Below are 15,936 nucleotides of genomic sequence, written 5' to 3' on the forward strand. Positions count from 1 at the left end.
AATTACAAACGCAATATTCAATACTCGACATTCAACATTCAACATTCATCATTCGATATTGCTTTTATGTGTGGACGCTATACTCAACGGCAATCTGCGGACGCGATCGCGAAACAGTTTCAGCTTAAGACTGTGCCCGATTCGCCGCCGCGTTATAACATTGCGCCAACTCAATTGATTGCAGCAGTGACTCAGCCAAAGCCATCATCCCAGCGGCGATTTCGAGTGTTTCAATGGGGGCTAGTTCCCTTTTGGGTGAAGGATGCGAGTTTGGGCGCAAAGCCAATCAATGCACGAGCCGAAACAGTCGCACAGAAACCCTCGTTTCGGGCAGCGTTTCGCCATCGTCGCTGTTTGATTCTGGCAGATGGCTTTTATGAATGGCAGCGCGTTGGAAGCGCTAAGCAACCCCATTTCTTTCACCTGCAAGATGATCAGCCTTTTGCCTTTGCGGGTTTATGGGAACAGTGGGAAAGTCCCCAAAATGAGATTCTGGAGACTTGTACCATTTTGACAACTGAGGCAAACGAGGTGGTGCGCCCAGTTCATCGCCGAATGCCGGTGATGCTTCACCCAGATGACTATGATCAGTGGATCGATCCAAGTTTGAATGTGTCATCTCAGCTATTGCCGCTGTTGCGTCCTTATCCAGCAGATGAAATGGCAGCCTATCCGGTCAGTAAGAAGGTGAATCGAGTAAGTAGCGATCGCCCGGAGTGTATTGAACCGCTTCCAGCAGAATAAGGCAATCTAGTCTATCACTGCACTTCAACTGTCGTGGATTCTATGGTTTGAGTCTGATTGCCAACTTGATAGGTGATGACTGCTTTCAGGGTTTTACTGCCTTTGAAGCCAGTTTGATTGGTTAGATGAAAATCATTGACTGAACTTTCGAGCGGATTCAAATGAATTTCAGTGGGGCGTTGTGTTGCCAATTGCACTTGGTTTGCAGCATTGAGCAGTTGAATCTGCTTAATAACTAAGCTTACCTGCTCCTGTTTGAGATTTTCAATCGACAAAAAGACATCTGCAAAACCAACATCGCGATCGCTTTGAGGGGCAACACCATCGGGAGAAAACTTTTCTTCGCGAACTTGTAAGGTCACTTGATTAATGATTATGGCGGAGTTGAGAGACATAGGAGAAAAAGTGGGTAAAGGTTGATGATGAGTCTGGGATAAAGACTGGGTGCAGCTTGCGGCGATCGCTCCTGCAACAAGTACTAACGAAGCTTTCATGAGTCTGACTTGCATATGAGATTCCTGGTTGAGAAGGAAATAGGAGCAGATCGACATCCACTCCTATTGCATCAGTGAAAAGCACGAATGAAAAGCGTTTACCGAGATTGACGATCAGGTGCTAGTGAAGTGCCATCCAGTGCTAGCAGTGCTTTGTAGTTGTGCCCAGGTGAGATCTAGATGGCTGTGTCCCCAAGGATTATGCAGATGGAACGTTCCAGTTACCGCATTGTAGCTAGTGACAGCATAAGCGTGTCCTTGTCGCCCAAAGGAAACAAGATTATCAGAATTCACTTTGGCAATGATGTCTGCTTTGTTAGCGGAAGTGCCAGGATTGGAGGCGGAAAGCCCTGTGAGGTGCTGCATGGGTAAGTAGGCTAAACCCCCATCTATTCCGGCATAGGTGTTGGTGTTGTTCTGACCAATCCCCCCTGATTCATTCAATTGAGCATAAGCTTTTTCTGCAAGGGCGACCCATAGTTCGTTGTTGGTTTCAGTGTAGGAACCTCCATTCCAGCCTGCATATACCGCGTTGCCGCTAGCGTTTACAGGCAAGTAGCGATCGACGGTGACATAATCCGCTACCCCATTACGGAAGAATCTGACTGTATAGGTGTTGTCGCCATTGTCGATAAACATATTGTTGATGTAACCGACCTTGTTGTCAGCCACCGATGCCAGCGCTGCGACAAAGTAACAATCACCCACGCCCCCTTGGTCTATGTCGTTTATGTTCGCTCCGCCTTGAAAGAGAGAACCGCTGACGTAGCGATAGGTAGAACTCGCCGCCGCATCTGGGCGATCGTTGCCTAAGAACCATTTGCCGATCAGTCGTTCCATTTGGGTGCTAGTGCTGCCTGCAAATAGGTTGCCAATTCCAGATCGGGGGTTTGCTGGATCACCGTTGACCACTTTGCCTGCTAGATTTTCCACGTAGTCGGGCATCATGTAGCCGAGGCTGCTGAGGATGCGTTTTAGGTCGGTGACTTCCGTAGAGTCAATGACGCTACCATCTTTAGTATCGCGCAGGATGGCAATCATATCTTTGCGATCAAGGGTGCCATCTGCGGCAAAACTGCGGGTCAGGTCAATCACATCGGCATCGCGCAAGTTCATGTTGTACCAGTCGCCGCTATCTACAGTGAAGTACATGGAAGCGCGATCGCCGTCTCCTGCGCCATTCACCGATAGCCGCCGACCGCCTAACCCGTTGGCATCGCCTGTCACTTGATTAGTGATCAAGTCATAGGTCAAGTTGAGATCGCGGTAGCCTGTTCTAGAATCGATATCAATGCGATCGTCAGAGCCTGCCAAACCACCATCGCTATCCCACAGTTGCACCGTAATGTTGACATAGCGGCTGTTCACGGTTTGGGTAAACTGCCAGTTAGGAGAAATATTATTGTCGTTGCTGACTACGCCAGTGGTAGTAGTTGCACCATTCACAGTGATCCGAGCATAGTAATCGGCATCATCCCCAAACCAGCCAGAGTCGGGGTTGTTGCCTGCAATCACTTGGTTCACTGTAAACCGCACTTGGGGAACCGTTTCAGACATCTTCAGGCTATAGGTAGAAGCGCCACTATAGCGATTTACCTGGACAAAGTAGTCGCCTGCTTCCAGGTTTTTGTTAATCGCTTCATTCCAGTTGGAACTGTGGTTTGAGGATGCCAGTTCTTCGCCAGCATCAATCACGCCGTTGTTGTTGTAGTCGCGGATGAGACGCATATCTAAGTCAGTACCCGCACCGATTCCAGTTAATCCTAGAGAAACGTTACGAATGCTGCCAATGCTGAAGCGGTAATAGTCGGATGTATCGGTGGAACTAATACCGTTGCGGCGATCGAAAGTTTCCCCTTCGCTATAGCTAGGATTGGTAAACGTTTCAGTGCCAATCAGTGTACCAACGTTGTTTTCTGTGGCTAGCAGATTGCTCTTGAAATCGGGCGATAGGCGCAAAGTGTAGCTCGTGTCGCCAGAAAAGCGCTTTACTCCAATGAAGTATTCGCCAGCCGCTAACCCATGCAGGTTGATGGATTCATCGCTGCTGCTGCCCCGGTTGCTAGCGGCGATCGCGTCACCAGAATCTACAATGCCGTTGCTGTTGTAATCCCGAATCAGTTGCAAATCGGCATCGGCAGTCATGCCTGTAAGGGTGAGGTTAAGGCTAGACCCAGCCCCAGCTAGACTAACGCGGTAGTAATCAATAATGTCAGTGCTACCGACTGAGCCACTGCGCGTTAGGGTACTGCTGAGACTGCCTAAATTGGTGGCAGTACCGAGGGTATTATTGGTGAAGTAGATAGGGCTGAGAACAAGACTCGGATCAATGATTGATATAACTGGGCTGTTCACAGCGGTGATTGGGGCACTAGAACCAACCATAGAGGATAGTGGATTAGTGTCGGTTAACCCGTAGGCTGCGCTGGCTTGGGGCATCACAGCAGTGGTTTGGAGGGGAGCCGCAAGGGTAGAAGTTCCGAAAGTATTCAGTTGAGCTTGGTCTTGAGAGGTTGGAAACATGATGGTAAGGGGGCTAAAGGATAGTTGAAGCGCTGTCCAGTTTGTGATTTACTGGCGCAATTCGCTCTACTCATCCATACGTTTGCCCACTCCAGTTTTATGCAGTGATAATTTTGTGAATCGCGATCGCCCTAAGCATTCTGTTCAAATCACCCCTACAATAAGAAGCAATTGGCTACCCAAGGGCGTTATTTGCCATGACCTCCACCTCTTTTTCTGCGGAAGTTGGGGCTGCCTTTCCAGACCACACCCAACTTCCCGACTCTGATGGCACTTTTGTGAAAAACTTTCAGGAGCATCCCCAAAGCATTCTCCTCACCGAATCGATTTGGGCGACGTTGCAAGCCTTACATCCAGAAGGCGATTTTTGCATTGGGCAAGATTCCGGCATTTACTGGCGCATCACTGACCCACCCGAACGAGGAGCCGAAGCCCCCGACTGGTTTTATGTGCCCCATGTGCCCGCAACATTGGATGGACAGCCGCGCCGCTCTTATGTGCTGTGGCGAGAACACATTGCGCCGCTGGTGCTTCTAGAATTTGTCTCTGGTGATGGTTCTGAAGAGCGGGATAAAACTCCTTGGACGGGCAAATTTTGGGTGTATGAACAGGTCATTCGTCCCGCATTTTATGGCATTTACGAAGTGAAAAAAGCGAGTATTGAGCTTTATCACTATGTTGAAAACCAGTTTCAGCGGGTTCCTGCTGGAGATCGCGGACACTATCCCATTCCCCAACTGGGAATTGAACTAGGCATTTGGCATGGCACCTACCAAAATATGGAATTGCCTTGGCTGCGCTGGTGGGATCTCAATGGTAATTTACTATTAATGGGAGAAGAACGGGCAAATCAGGAAACTGAACGGGCAAATCAGGAAACTGAACGGGCAAATCAGGAAGCGCAGCGTGCCGATCGCCTTGCCGCTAAACTCCGAGAACTGGGAATCGACCCTGAAAACCCCTAGATACAAAACTCATTTTGTTTGATTAACCTGCTACTTAAATGGTTAATTAATGAGCTTAGTGGATGAGTCGATATCAAATCGGTTCCCCAAAATATTTGATCATGCGATGAATACCACCTGAGCGGGTAAATTGCTCGAAGCGATCGGTCGTTTTGCTCAGCGCAATACGGTAGCCGTTTCGTTCAAAAAATTTATGTCCACGAGTATTGATGTAAGTAATATCTAAACAAATTGCTTGGCAATGAGAAGCTTGAGCTTGAGCCTCGATTTGAGCTAATAGGTAGGTTCCTAATCCCTGGTTACGAAATTCTGGCAAGATGCCTACTCCTAACAAGTAATAATCCTTCACAGAAATATCTTGCTTAATCCGATTAAAGTCTGCAACATTGACCAAAATTCTTGGCAGTTTTCTTAGGGGGGTGATGCGTGCCATTACGCTATGCACTCTCTCATCCGCTTGCCGTTTGATGACTGCGGGATAGCCCATCAGCAGCCCTACAGGTTGCCCTTGAATTTCTACAACGCAGGTATATTCATAGCTAAATGAATGGTTAGGATAAACAAATGCCTGCTGCAAAACATCTTGAGCCTGTTCAGCCGAAGCGGCAAAAATGTAGCTAAATAGAGCAGGACAAATTGAAAATAGAAGTGGGGCTGCCCAGTTCCCATCGTCTGCGATCGCCCGACGCAGCGTTAGATGACTCATTAAAGGCTGAAGCAGCATGTATTTCACGCTCACAGTGAACTTCTTCAGTCTATAGGGTTTGACCCCTCAAATGGCGGTGTTTAAGCTGGGAAAAACTCTGCTTTTTTTTAGAATCTTGAGATGAGAAGCTGATTATTTAAGGCATTATGGGTGGGTAGCGTCGTTGCTTCACAGTTTGAAATGTCGCCATAATATGTCGCCAGAATACAGTGTTCGTGAAAGCCCCAAAGCAAAGCATGTTTCCTTGAAAATGTCCATCAAGGGAAGCTTGGAGGTTATTGTCCCTAGAGGGTTTGATCAAAAGCGCATTCCTGAAATCCTTCAGCAAAAACAAAGCTGGATTGAACGGGTCACTCGTCGGATGGTGAATCAGCAAGCACTTGCGGGTTCTGATGTTTTAGCTGATCGCCCCGAACGAATTTCGCTTCAAGCGATCGCCGAAAATTGGCAGGTTGAGTATACTTCTAGCCCGAAATCGGGGATTCGAGCCAAAGAATCCTCCAACTACCAACTTGTTCTTCAGGGCGACACTGAAAACGCGGATGATTGCAAGGCTATCTTGCAGCAGTGGATTGCTCACAAAGCCCGCGTTCATTTTGCTCCTTGGCTTCGCAACCTCAGTCACGATCTAGTGCTGCCCTTTCAAGGCTTATCTATTCGTCATCAAAAAACAATTTGGGGCAGTTGCTCAGTCCGTAAAACGATTAGCCTCAACAGTAAATTACTCTTTCTACCCCCGTCCCTTGTGAGGTATGTCCTGATTCACGAACTTTGCCATACCGTTCATCTGAATCACTCTAGTGATTTTTGGGCACTGGTTAGTACCTATGAGTCTGACTATAAAGCGCTTGATGCCAATCTCCGAGATGCTCGATATCTTGTTCCCTGGTGGATGGAGCAATAAATGACGTTGGCTCCTTGGCGATCGCCCCTGGCGCGTGCGCTCCACCGCAACCGCTCCCTCGTTTATGCGCGTTACGTTCAACTGGCAACCGTTCGGGTCGATAATCGTCCTGCAAATCGCACCGTTGTCTTTCGAGGATTCCTCGACAATACCAATCAACTAAAAATCATCACTGATGCTCGTAGCGAAAAAGCGGAGCAGATTGATCAGAATGCTTGGAGCGAAGCCTGTTGGTATTTTCCCAATACTCGTGAACAGTTTCGCCTTTTTGGGCAACTTACCCTAGTTCGGGAAACCTGCCTAGATACTGATTTGCTTGACGCAAGAACGCGATCGTGGCAAGAACTCTCTGATGCTGCCCGAATTCAATTTGCTTGGTCGCACCCCGGCGCACCGAGAGAAAACTCTGGCTTTAACCCTCCCCCTCCTCACTCCATCACTCCTTTACCTCACTTTTGTCTGCTATTACTAAATCCGACCCGCGTTGATCACCTTGAACTCAGAGGCGACCCTCAAAATCGCTCAATTTACTCCTTCAGCGACGCGATCGGTTGGTCAATTCAAGCAGTAAATCCATAGCAAGTTGACCCAAACCTTACCACTTTCAGCTATTCTAGAAAAAGTCAATAAAATAATTTGTTGTCTACGGGCGATTAGCACAGTGGTAGCGCACTTCCTTCACACGGAAGGGGTCACTGGTTCAAATCCAGTATCGCCCATACTCGTTAAGCTCTCTCAACTCACTATGACCACTACTTTACCTGCATAATTACGTACTAACTTATTTCATTTACCTTGATTAGGTTTTGCAATTTCAGGCGATCGCCCCAGCAATCCTGTCATCAGCTTTAATGCTAATACTTTCATCAATGGCACTGATTGCAAAGCCCATAACCCTGCTCGACGAAGGGTGACGAGGGGAAATAGGCTATTGGAAAACAGGCGATCGAGGACATCGGTGAAACCCAAAATTATTAGGTTTTCTAAAAACCGCCAGCGATCGTACTGACGTAGCACTGATAACAGTCCTAAATCTTCCCCTTTGTGGGCTGCTGCCTGTAGAACCTGCGCCAGCGCCGCCGCATCGCGAATCCCTAAGTTTACGCCCTGCCCACCCACCGGATGGCAGCAATGAGCCGCATCCCCAATCAGCGCTACACGATGCATCGTGTAGACTCGGCTGTGCATTAGATAAACCGGAAACAAATGGCGCTGCCCCACGAGAGTAAGTGCGCCCATTTGATCTCCATATCGCTGCTGTAGCTGAACCAAAAACTCATGGTCATCCAGCGCTAAAATGGCTGCGGCTTCAGCTTTGGGAACCGTCCAAACAATCCGACAGAGATTATTCGGCAACGGCAAGATTGCAAAAGGTCCACTTTCCCAAAACCGCTCATAAGCAATATTCTGATGTGGTTTTTCAGGTTGAATGAAAGCAACCACGCACGATTGCCAGTATTGCCACCCATCGGCGCGAATCCCTGCCTGCTGACGAATCGGCGATCGCGCCCCATCTGCTGCCACCAATAGCTGCGCCGAAATATGTTTACTTTCACTCTTTTCAACCAACTCTAGTTCTACACGGTCAGCTTGATAATCAATCTGCACCACCTCAACCGGACATAGGTAAGTCACAGTTGCACAGTGGCGCAAAAAATCTCGTAGCGCCTCCAGCACAACCGCATGATCTGCCACATGTCCCAATACGGTCGCGTTCAAATCTTGGGGCAAAAACTGCACGATGCCGGGATAATCTGCATCCGAAAGGCGGATCTGCTGAATCGGATTGACCTGAGATTGCATCTGCTCCCAAACCCCAATGCCCTCAAAGATGCGGCTAGACATTAAGTTAATATGGTACGCCTGTCCTCGACTCACGGCAGATGAATCGGTCTTTGCTTCAATCACCGCGATCCGCAAACCAGACTCTTTGAGCGCACAGGCAAAGGTTAGCCCGACAATCCCCCCCCCCACGATCGCCACATCGTAGTCCAGCTTTTTAGATTGCTCAGTAGCCGATTGCTGAAGAGCTTGCCTGGAATAATTTTGCTTTGAAGTTGGAGCAGTCGAATACAAATCAAACGTCATATTTAAATAAACGTATCGTTATTTGAAGATCTGTTTACATCTATTGTCACCTGTACTCCGTAGCGGATGCAAGCGATCGCGGGTCAAAATTCAATCTACCAAATTGATGAATTTCTCTAACAGTCTGGGATAAATCAATTTCTAATTTTTCTATCTATAGAACGATTTAACTACTTGTCTAAACACAGTAGAACTAAGATTGCTAAAGCTTACGGAGATTACATTTTATGACATTGAACTTATTTGCGAAGCAATTATCTCGTGTAGCTCGTGTAGGACGTTGGGTGACTACCGCTGTTCTGTGCGTGTCTGCGATCGCTTTTATCTGGCAGGGTGCATTTTCCTCAAACATGGCTGCTCTGGCTAGTCCTGGTAGCAATTTGATTGCAACACGAGATGCTGGCGATCAGGTTCAGCACAAGGCTAACAAAGATGCTGGAAGCGCTAAGGGCTTTATTGAAGATACTAAAAATAAAGTTGAACAAACTGCTAGAAACAATGCCGCCAAGGTTGATAATGCAACCGATAATGGCAGTTTCTTAGAGCGCAAAGCCAAGAAAGACGCGAGTCGAATTCAGAAAAGAGCCGAGGAAGATGCCGATCTCACTCAGAAGGCAGTAGACAATACTAAGAATGCTGTTGAGCGCACGGTTGACACCATTAAGGATGCTTTTAACTAAACAAGCTAGCTTGTCAATCTGTGACATAGTGCCGAGATGAAATTTTTTCAGTACTCTGTTTCAATTCCCCCTGAATGTCCTGATATCGGCACTAGCTATATATCAGGGCATTTACTATAGCAATCCATTGAGGCATCTGAAAAGAAATATATTAAATGGTGTATGTGGTGAAATTGATGTTTGAAAATCTGCTTAAGATAGAAAACGGTAGACAAAACGGGCGTTGCTGAATTGGGGTATGAATATCAAAATTCGCCCTCACCCTAGCCCTCTCCCGCTGGAGAGGGAACAAGACTTCTAGCTCCCTTCTCCCGCTGGGAGAAGGGTTGGGGATGAGGGCAAATCATGCTTGCATTCAGCAACGCCACAAAACGTTAGTGGATAGACTCATATTTATAGAGAAAAGTATTTGCGACTTGCTATTTTTCACCCTCGTGCCATGCTGGTATCAGTCGGAAAAAGGAGTTTACCTTGGTTCAGCCTGTGTCAACGCTTAATCACCCTACCCTGCTGGAAAGCCCTCAGGAGTGGGACTTATCTACTCTTTACCAAGGATTTGACGATCCACAGTTGACTGGGGATTTAGAACAGCTTCAGCAAACAGCCATCCAATTTCGGGATACCTTTCGCGACAACATAAAGGATCTGACAGCGGAACAAATTGCAGATTGTTTGAAACAACTGGAGGCGATCGCGCAGCAATCGGGCATTCTCTACGCATTTCCGGCGCTGATCTTCTCAGCAGATACACGCAACACCGAAGCGAAGCAAATGCAAGACAAAGTGCTAGAAGCGCTGACGAGCATTGAAAATCAGCTTTTATTTTTTGACTTAGAACTCAAAAATCTAGATGATGCCAGATACGCCGAATTGGAGCAATCTGCTGTGCTTCAGTCCTATCGTCACTATTTTTATAACCTATCTAAATTTAGACCTTATAAACTCTCGGAAGCAGTGGAGCAAACCCGCAACCAGGATAGTTTGACGGGGCGGCAAGCGTTTATCAATTTGCGATCGGTGCATCTAGGTGAACAGGAGTATGAGCCAGTTTCTACGCCCGATGGCAAATCCTGTAGCACTGAAGCGGAATTAGGGGCGCTGCTATTTCATCCCAATGCCGAAGTGCGCTACAACGCTTATGGCTCGGTGCGATCGGTGATGCAACAGCATAATTCTCTCTATGGCTACATTCTTAATAGCGTGGCTCAAGATCACAAGCTAGAAAATCAAATGCGGGGCTATGACTCCACCCTACACAAGCAGTTGCTAGCCGATGAAGTTTCAGAGCCAGTCTTTCGCGCCATTATGTCAGGCACCCGCGATCGCTTTGATCTGTGGCAGCGCTATTACACCCTGAAGGGGCAGGCGTTGGGGCAAACGATTCGCACATGCGATGTTTATGCGCCGTGGGATAGCCAGCCCGTAGAGCCATTGCCCTATAAAGCGGGGGTGGAAACCTTGCTAGCCGCGATCGCAGATTTTGATGTGAACTATGCTCGTCGTGCCGAAGAATTTTTTCTGAAGAATTGGGTCGATGCAAAGGTGCGTCCCGGCAAACGAGGCGGCGCGTTTTGCTGGTATATCCACGGCAAACATAGCTGTCTATTGCTTTCCTATACCGAAGATTACAATTCCCTGTTTACCTTGGCGCATGAGATGGGTCATGGGCTACATTTCGCCTGGATTAGCGATCGCCAATCTTATTTCAACAGCAATCCGCCGATGATCCTGGCAGAAATTGCCTCAACCTTCAACGAACTGCTGCTGCTGGATTATCTGCTGAAGCAAGCTGGAGACAATCCCGCGCTCAAGAAAACTCTCATAACGCGACAGCTAGAGGATCAGCTAAATTTACTGTTTCGCCAAAGCACCATCAGCCGCCTAGAGTTGGCAATGCACGATCGCGCTACCCAAGGCACCTTTGACCACACCTTTGTCAACGATCAATGGATGTCGCTCTATCACGAGCTTTGCGGTGATGCAGTGGAAGTGTTGCCAGACCATCAATATGACTGGGCACGGATTGGACATATCTACTTCAAGCCCTACTATTGTTATCAATACACCGCGTCTAATATCGTTAGCCTTGCCTGCTATCAGAAATATCTACAAGTGGGTAAAGATTTTATTCCTGGCTATCTAGAACTCCTATCAGCAGGCGGCAGCATGGATCAAGTGACAGCACTGAAGCAATATGTCGATGTCGATTTGGAAGATCCTGCGACGATTAGCGCGGCGCTGAAGTATGTGGAAGGGTTGCTCGATCAACTCCAAGCAACGCTGTAAAGAGTGATAGAAGTTGGGGCGATCGCCTTCCAGATGCTTTTTAGAGTAGATGATCAACCAGTGAAAACGACAAACAAACATCCTCATCAGTGGCAGACCGAACTCAGCGACCTCATTCGAGGGGCATCGGGCGGTTTTTTGTTTGGGGTTCCTTTGCTCTACACCATGGAAGTTTGGTGGATTGGCTCCTCTGCCCAGATGATTCGCTTACTCATGGCGCTGGTATTGACCTTTGCCATCGTCTTTATGCTGAATCGCACGGCTGGATTTCGCCAAACGAATGATATTTATGCGATCGATGCCGCGATCGATAGTGTGGAAGCAATGGCGATCGGGTTAGTGTGTGCGGGTTTGATGCTGATGCTCATTCAAGAAATTACGCTACAAACGCCACTGAATGAGGCGATCGGCAAGGTCATTTATGTCAGTACTCCTTTCACATTGGGAGTGGCTCTGGCAAATCAGTTTTTGTCGGGTCAAGAGGACGAAGCCCCAAACAATGACGATCCTAATCAACCGACTTTTAATGCAACATTTTCCGATATTGGCAGCACTCTAATCGGCGCAATCATTATCGCATTCAACATCGCGCCCACCGATGAGATTCCGATGATCGCAGCGGCAGCGAGTGGATTATGGCTATTGGCAGTGATGGTCGCCTCGCTTCTAGTGTCCTACGCGATCGTCTTTGCCGCAGGATTCACCAACCAGCAAAAACGGCAGCAGCAACAAGGGCTTTTTCAAAATCCTTACAGTGAAACATTGATCTCATACGTGTTTTCAGTGTTGGCAGCCTGCATGATGCTGGTGTTTTTCGATAAGTTGCGCTGGCAAGATCCCTGGCACCTCTGGCTAAGCTACTCAATTATTTTAGGGTTGCCTGCCACGATCGGCGGCGCAGCAGGACGGTTAGCAATATGACAGATATTGAAGCTAAAAATGGTGACCCAAAAAAACCTTCCCGCAGTTTGGCTGAATGGCTATCCTTTGGCATTTCATCTCTAATTGTCGGAATCACAGCAGGCTTGGTCATTTATAGCTGGGCAACTGGACAAAATAGTCCCCCTATTTTGACAATCCAACGGACGGAACCCGTGCGTGAAGTGGGCGGACAGTTTTATGTTCCATTTGAGATTTTCAACACAGGCGGCGAAACGGCTGAGTCAGTACAAGTCATCGCGGAGTTAAAAGTTAAAACTGCCGTTCAGGAATCCGGCGATTTGCAAATTGATTTTCTATCCGAAGGTGAAACGGAAAAAGCCGCATTTGTCTTCAAAACAGACCCGCGCCAGGGTGATTTGGTGATGCGAGTTGCTAGCTACAAAACGCCTTAATGGACGAGCCGAGAAGTTGACTAGGGGAAAAGATAAAGGGGTGAGGAGCAAAAATTAATTCTTGGCTCCTTGACCCTTAATCCTTTTTTAGGCGTTGCTGATTGCAGCTATGATTTCCCTCATCCCCAACCCTTCTCCCCAAGGAGAAGGGAGCTAGAAATCTTATTCCCTCGCCCGTTGGGAGAGGGCTAGGGTGAGGGCAAATTTAGGCGTTCATAAATCAATTCAGCAACGTCCTTTTTTACATGACCTGTTCAATTTCAGCGATTTCGGGAATGAATTCGCGCAGGCGGCGTTCAATTCCCATTCTCAGAGTCATTGCGGAGCTAGGGCAAGAGCCGCAAGCACCTTGCAGCCGCAGTTTAACGACAGGACCATCGATTTCAACGAGTTCCACGTTGCCACCATCTGCCATTAAGTAGGGACGCATTTCGTCTAGGACGGTTTCTACGTTTTCAGTGTTTAGGGTCAGCGTTTCAGACATAATTTACCTTGGTTTTTGTAAAGCTATCATTCCATTTGATCCTACCGCTACTTTCTAAGCGGCGTTGGGTAACAAAAGCTGGATGTTGGAAAAGAGAAATTCATGGGTTGAGGTTTTGCCATGAACATCGGTTTCCATGAAACGGCGATTCAAAATGAAAAAGCCGCCGACTTGTTCATACTCATCTTCAAATACCGTTTTGCCGCCTTTTTGTTCGCCTGTTTTGGGATCTTGATAAACAGAATCATAGCGGTAGGGGAGGTAGCCCTCGCCGGTGTCGTGGGTGCTGAATGTGTTGATGGTGATGACAACGCCGTGCATATGACGATGAACTAGGCTAACTTCGCCATTGTGAACTTTGTAGCGATCGCCCTCAGATTTACCACCCATCAAAATTTCGATCGCACCAGACTCACCGATTTCGCCATAGGCAAAAGTATTTTTGCTGTGAGTTTCTTCAAAGGAACGCCGGACTCGATGAATCGCGATTTCCCAAAGTTGACCATGGACTAGCTTTTTCGCTTGCTCGTCTTCAATATCAAAGACTTCAGCAGTCAGATCAGGATTTACCCGCACTGTTCCTTTAAATTCTTGCTCATCTAGCTTCAGAACCACATCAGCCGTATAGCCTGGGAACGTGCGCTCCCAGGTATAACGATTTTCATAAGCGGCTTGAAATAGCTCCTGTGCCGATACTTGCGCTACAGTCATGCAATTCTCCTTGGTTGGGTTCTTTATTTAGTTTAGAGACTTTTACTCAGGATATGAACTCGCTTATTGAGCTTATTTCTTAATATCACCTTCAACCGGGTTTAGGAGAAACTGGTTTAGTCGCCCGTGCTACTGCTCTTTTATAGAATGATCGCTTTCAGTAAGGCTCCACTGTTGAACTAAAGTTTGCGCTGAATTATAAAGGGGGCGACCCTCACCAATCTTATTCGCAAGCTGAATCGCCTGAGTATACTGTTTTGCAGTTGCCAATTTCTGAGCCTGATTAAGAATGGCTTGGTCTTCGAGATCGAGCAGGCGTTGTTTCCAGTCAAAGACGGCAGCTTGGGCAGTTGGGCGCAGCGGTCTTCCCAGAGGGACTTGACTTGCGTAGGCGATCGCCCTAGTGAGTGCCGGGGTTGTTCCTAGCGACGCAAATCTTTCAGCCGCAATAATATTTGCGCGATCGCCCATTTGTTGCGTATCCTGCTGCCAAACTGAAATTAACGTTTGAGCATAAAGACGATGAGGGCGAGTGGGCGTAACTCCTTGAGCGATTTGAATGGCAAACGGCAGCAAGGGGAGCGAACGTACTTCCGCTACAAATTTGGCAAGCCGCAATTGCGTTAAATCTTGCAGTCGCTCTTCTAGCGGTGAGATCTTAGGTTGTACTGCGGCATACAGCGAGTGACTGGGCTGGATCTGGCGCAAAGCGGCTAGGGTGCTGATTAGCTGCCAAAAGTTTTCCTCGGTTGGGATGGCAGCAGGCATTTGTCGATTTAATTGGGTTGCCTGGTCAAATTCAATCAGGTTTTGCAAGTCAGGGGATAAGGATTGAACGGGAAGCCATTTGGCTTGGGCGATCGCCTCTGTCAAGTTGCCCTGCTCCAATTGCCGAGCCGCACTTTCGGTCAGAGCTTTGCGCCAACGAATCACATCCTCTTCAGCACTGGCACGAGCATAAGTTTTAGGGGGTAACTGCTCCACTGCGGCGATCGCCGATCCTAGTTTTCCTGCCGCTTTGGTGAGATCTGTTCCTAGGTCTGTTCGGATAGCTTGAAGCTGATTATAGGATAGGCGCTCTGTCATGATGCGCTCTTGCATCCGGATAAATTGCTGCTGCCAATACTCATCTTGTTGGTTGGCAAACGGCAAAATAAGCGCTTCGGATTTTTGCCACTCTTGTTTTTTTAAGACGTTCTCAATCGAGGCTTCTAGCGCCGTGCCTTTGATTTGGCTTTTTCGCCAGCGATTTTCAGCTTGTTGAGCATTTTTATAAAACGGGCTACTCGCAGGAATTTTGCTGACGAGATAAATTGCCTGCTTTAAATTGTTTTGTCCTGCTTTTTGGCGGGCGATCGCCAGCGTATTTTTAGACCAATCGCGCATTAGCCGTTGAGCCGGTTTTTCTAACGTGTGGTTATCCTGCCACGGTTCAATCAGTTTTAATCCAGCGACCAGCGAACTAGCACTACCCGATCGCACAGCCTGCTCTGCACAAAATAGCCGCTCTGCATCGGATGAAAAAAACCATAGTTGCTGGCAATTAGGATTGGGCGGTACATCCGTTAGCCAGGAGATCGCAGCAACTCCAGTGCCACCACAAAATGCCACCACTCCTAACCACACCAAAGGCGTTCCTAACGCTTTAGCGCCTTGCTTCAACTTTGAGGTCACTTGAGCAAACAATTCAGCCGTTGTCTGCTTCTGCGTCTCTGCTTCTATAGACAAATCCATGTCATCGGCTGGTGGCTCTAGCTCTTTGGGGGTAACCACATCCACCGAACTACTAGGTTCAGGATCACCTAAATCAGTATCAGACTGGTTCGCGACTTCTGAGGCTTCCAAGCCTACGAGAGTGGCTTCTGGGTCAGCCGATTCAACTGGAGAATGAGATTCGGATGCAGCCTGATGTCCCGTTGCTAATTGGGGACGAAATCGGTCAATTGCCTTATGTGCCATGCCTTCAGCGCTTCTGTGTCAACAATTCAGTGCCGACTGCTATGAACAGCCTAGCTGA

15 protein-coding genes and 1 tRNA gene are annotated in these 15,936 nt (G+C 47.9%); 9 read left to right on the forward strand and 7 right to left on the reverse strand.

Annotation, left to right across the window (positions count from 1 at the left end; translation table 11 throughout):
* Positions 1-66 precede the first annotated feature (66 nt).
* On the forward strand, positions 67-744 hold the full coding sequence (locus AB3R30_RS08820) for an SOS response-associated peptidase (RefSeq protein ID WP_458648805.1): 678 nt from the start codon (positions 67-69) through the stop codon (positions 742-744).
* 14 nt (positions 745-758) lie between these two features.
* Here the strand turns inward: AB3R30_RS08820 and AB3R30_RS08825 are convergent, their stop codons facing one another.
* Together AB3R30_RS08825 and AB3R30_RS08830 are read right to left on the reverse strand one after the other, a co-directional pair.
* Positions 759-1,238, reverse strand: a complete 480-nt coding sequence (locus AB3R30_RS08825) for a hypothetical protein (RefSeq protein ID WP_458648806.1) — start codon at positions 1,236-1,238, stop codon at positions 759-761.
* Positions 1,239-1,352: 114 nt separating this feature from the next.
* Complete coding sequence (locus AB3R30_RS08830; RefSeq protein WP_458648807.1) at positions 1,353-3,761, reverse strand: C2 family cysteine protease; 2,409 nt, start codon at positions 3,759-3,761, stop codon at positions 1,353-1,355.
* A 197-nt stretch (positions 3,762-3,958) separates the two neighbouring features.
* Between AB3R30_RS08830 and AB3R30_RS08835 the strand changes: the two genes are divergently transcribed.
* Positions 3,959-4,726 carry a Uma2 family endonuclease gene (locus AB3R30_RS08835; protein ID WP_458648808.1) on the forward strand — a complete coding sequence of 256 codons (768 nt, stop codon included), beginning with the start codon at positions 3,959-3,961 and terminating at the stop codon, positions 4,724-4,726.
* A gap of 73 nt (positions 4,727-4,799) precedes the next feature.
* On the opposite strand, the gene AB3R30_RS08840 is transcribed toward AB3R30_RS08835, so the two are convergent.
* A complete protein-coding gene (locus AB3R30_RS08840; protein ID WP_458648809.1) occupies positions 4,800-5,450 on the reverse strand; it encodes a GNAT family N-acetyltransferase in 651 nt (216 codons plus the stop codon).
* A 175-nt stretch (positions 5,451-5,625) separates the two neighbouring features.
* Here AB3R30_RS08840 and AB3R30_RS08845 point away from each other — a divergent pair, with 175 nt between their 5' ends.
* From AB3R30_RS08845 to AB3R30_RS08855, 3 genes are all read left to right on the forward strand, one after another.
* On the forward strand, positions 5,626-6,336 hold the full coding sequence (locus AB3R30_RS08845) for a M48 family metallopeptidase (RefSeq protein ID WP_458648810.1): 711 nt from the start codon (positions 5,626-5,628) through the stop codon (positions 6,334-6,336).
* Positions 6,337-6,915 (forward strand): Npun_F5749 family FMN-dependent PPOX-type flavoprotein, encoded by a 579-nt coding sequence (locus tag AB3R30_RS08850; RefSeq protein WP_458648811.1) that lies wholly within the window; start codon positions 6,337-6,339, stop codon positions 6,913-6,915.
* Between the two features lie 68 nt (positions 6,916-6,983).
* Positions 6,984-7,055 (forward strand) — tRNA-Val (locus tag AB3R30_RS08855).
* 67 nt (positions 7,056-7,122) lie between these two features.
* Here the strand turns inward: AB3R30_RS08855 and AB3R30_RS08860 are convergent.
* Positions 7,123-8,424, reverse strand: a complete 1,302-nt coding sequence (locus AB3R30_RS08860) for an FAD-dependent hydroxylase (RefSeq protein ID WP_458648812.1) — start codon at positions 8,422-8,424, stop codon at positions 7,123-7,125.
* Between the two features lie 227 nt (positions 8,425-8,651).
* On the opposite strand from AB3R30_RS08860, the gene AB3R30_RS08865 reads away from it, so the two are divergent.
* The 4 genes from AB3R30_RS08865 to AB3R30_RS08880 all read left to right on the forward strand — a co-directional run bounded on the left by AB3R30_RS08865 (position 8,652) and on the right by AB3R30_RS08880 (position 12,724).
* The gene (locus tag AB3R30_RS08865) at positions 8,652-9,104 is read left to right on the forward strand and encodes a hypothetical protein (protein ID WP_458648813.1); all 453 of its coding nucleotides are present in this window, start codon (positions 8,652-8,654) and stop codon (positions 9,102-9,104) included.
* A gap of 471 nt (positions 9,105-9,575) precedes the next feature.
* A complete protein-coding gene (locus tag AB3R30_RS08870) occupies positions 9,576-11,390 on the forward strand; it encodes a M3 family oligoendopeptidase (protein ID WP_458648814.1) in 1,815 nt (604 codons plus the stop codon).
* Positions 11,391-11,450: 60 nt separating this feature from the next.
* On the forward strand, positions 11,451-12,311 hold the full coding sequence (locus tag AB3R30_RS08875) for a TIGR02587 family membrane protein (RefSeq protein WP_458648815.1): 861 nt from the start codon (positions 11,451-11,453) through the stop codon (positions 12,309-12,311).
* Complete coding sequence (locus AB3R30_RS08880; protein WP_458648816.1) at positions 12,308-12,724, forward strand: TIGR02588 family protein; 417 nt, start codon at positions 12,308-12,310, stop codon at positions 12,722-12,724. The genes AB3R30_RS08875 and AB3R30_RS08880 overlap by 4 nt, the downstream gene beginning before the upstream one ends.
* A gap of 241 nt (positions 12,725-12,965) precedes the next feature.
* Here the strand turns inward: AB3R30_RS08880 and AB3R30_RS08885 are convergent, their stop codons facing one another.
* From AB3R30_RS08885 to AB3R30_RS08895, 3 genes are all read right to left on the reverse strand, one after another.
* Complete coding sequence (locus AB3R30_RS08885) at positions 12,966-13,208, reverse strand: NifU family protein (RefSeq protein ID WP_458648817.1); 243 nt, start codon at positions 13,206-13,208, stop codon at positions 12,966-12,968.
* 54 nt (positions 13,209-13,262) lie between these two features.
* Positions 13,263-13,919, reverse strand: a complete 657-nt coding sequence (locus AB3R30_RS08890; protein WP_458648818.1) for a DUF3386 domain-containing protein — start codon at positions 13,917-13,919, stop codon at positions 13,263-13,265.
* A gap of 129 nt (positions 13,920-14,048) precedes the next feature.
* Entirely contained in the window at positions 14,049-15,878 is a 1,830-nt protein-coding gene (locus AB3R30_RS08895) for a hypothetical protein (RefSeq protein ID WP_458648819.1), read from the reverse strand.
* Positions 15,879-15,936: the final 58 nt, after the last annotated feature.

The sequence above is a fragment of the Sivoneniella epilithica UHCC 1019 genome, assembly GCF_040830845.1.
Classification (GTDB): domain Bacteria; phylum Cyanobacteriota; class Cyanobacteriia; order Leptolyngbyales; family Leptolyngbyaceae; genus ULC077BIN1.

Excerpts from the sequence above, each read along its gene's own strand:
- AB3R30_RS08820 (WP_458648805.1), top strand. The coding sequence starts at position 67 with ATGTGTGGACGCTATACTCAACGGCAATCTGCGGACGCGATCGCGAAA.
- AB3R30_RS08825 (WP_458648806.1), bottom strand. The coding sequence starts at position 1,238 with ATGAAAGCTTCGTTAGTACTTGTTGCAGGAGCGATCGCCGCAAGCTGC.
- AB3R30_RS08830 (WP_458648807.1), bottom strand. The coding sequence starts at position 3,761 with ATGTTTCCAACCTCTCAAGACCAAGCTCAACTGAATACTTTCGGAACT.
- AB3R30_RS08835 (WP_458648808.1), top strand. The coding sequence starts at position 3,959 with ATGACCTCCACCTCTTTTTCTGCGGAAGTTGGGGCTGCCTTTCCAGAC.
- AB3R30_RS08840 (WP_458648809.1), bottom strand. The coding sequence starts at position 5,450 with ATGCTGCTTCAGCCTTTAATGAGTCATCTAACGCTGCGTCGGGCGATC.
- AB3R30_RS08845 (WP_458648810.1), top strand. The coding sequence starts at position 5,626 with ATGTCGCCAGAATACAGTGTTCGTGAAAGCCCCAAAGCAAAGCATGTT.
- AB3R30_RS08850 (WP_458648811.1), top strand. The coding sequence starts at position 6,337 with ATGACGTTGGCTCCTTGGCGATCGCCCCTGGCGCGTGCGCTCCACCGC.
- AB3R30_RS08860 (WP_458648812.1), bottom strand. The coding sequence starts at position 8,424 with ATGACGTTTGATTTGTATTCGACTGCTCCAACTTCAAAGCAAAATTAT.
- AB3R30_RS08865 (WP_458648813.1), top strand. The coding sequence starts at position 8,652 with ATGACATTGAACTTATTTGCGAAGCAATTATCTCGTGTAGCTCGTGTA.
- AB3R30_RS08880 (WP_458648816.1), top strand. The coding sequence starts at position 12,308 with ATGACAGATATTGAAGCTAAAAATGGTGACCCAAAAAAACCTTCCCGC.
- AB3R30_RS08885 (WP_458648817.1), bottom strand. The coding sequence starts at position 13,208 with ATGTCTGAAACGCTGACCCTAAACACTGAAAACGTAGAAACCGTCCTA.
- AB3R30_RS08890 (WP_458648818.1), bottom strand. The coding sequence starts at position 13,919 with ATGACTGTAGCGCAAGTATCGGCACAGGAGCTATTTCAAGCCGCTTAT.
- AB3R30_RS08895 (WP_458648819.1), bottom strand. The coding sequence starts at position 15,878 with ATGGCACATAAGGCAATTGACCGATTTCGTCCCCAATTAGCAACGGGA.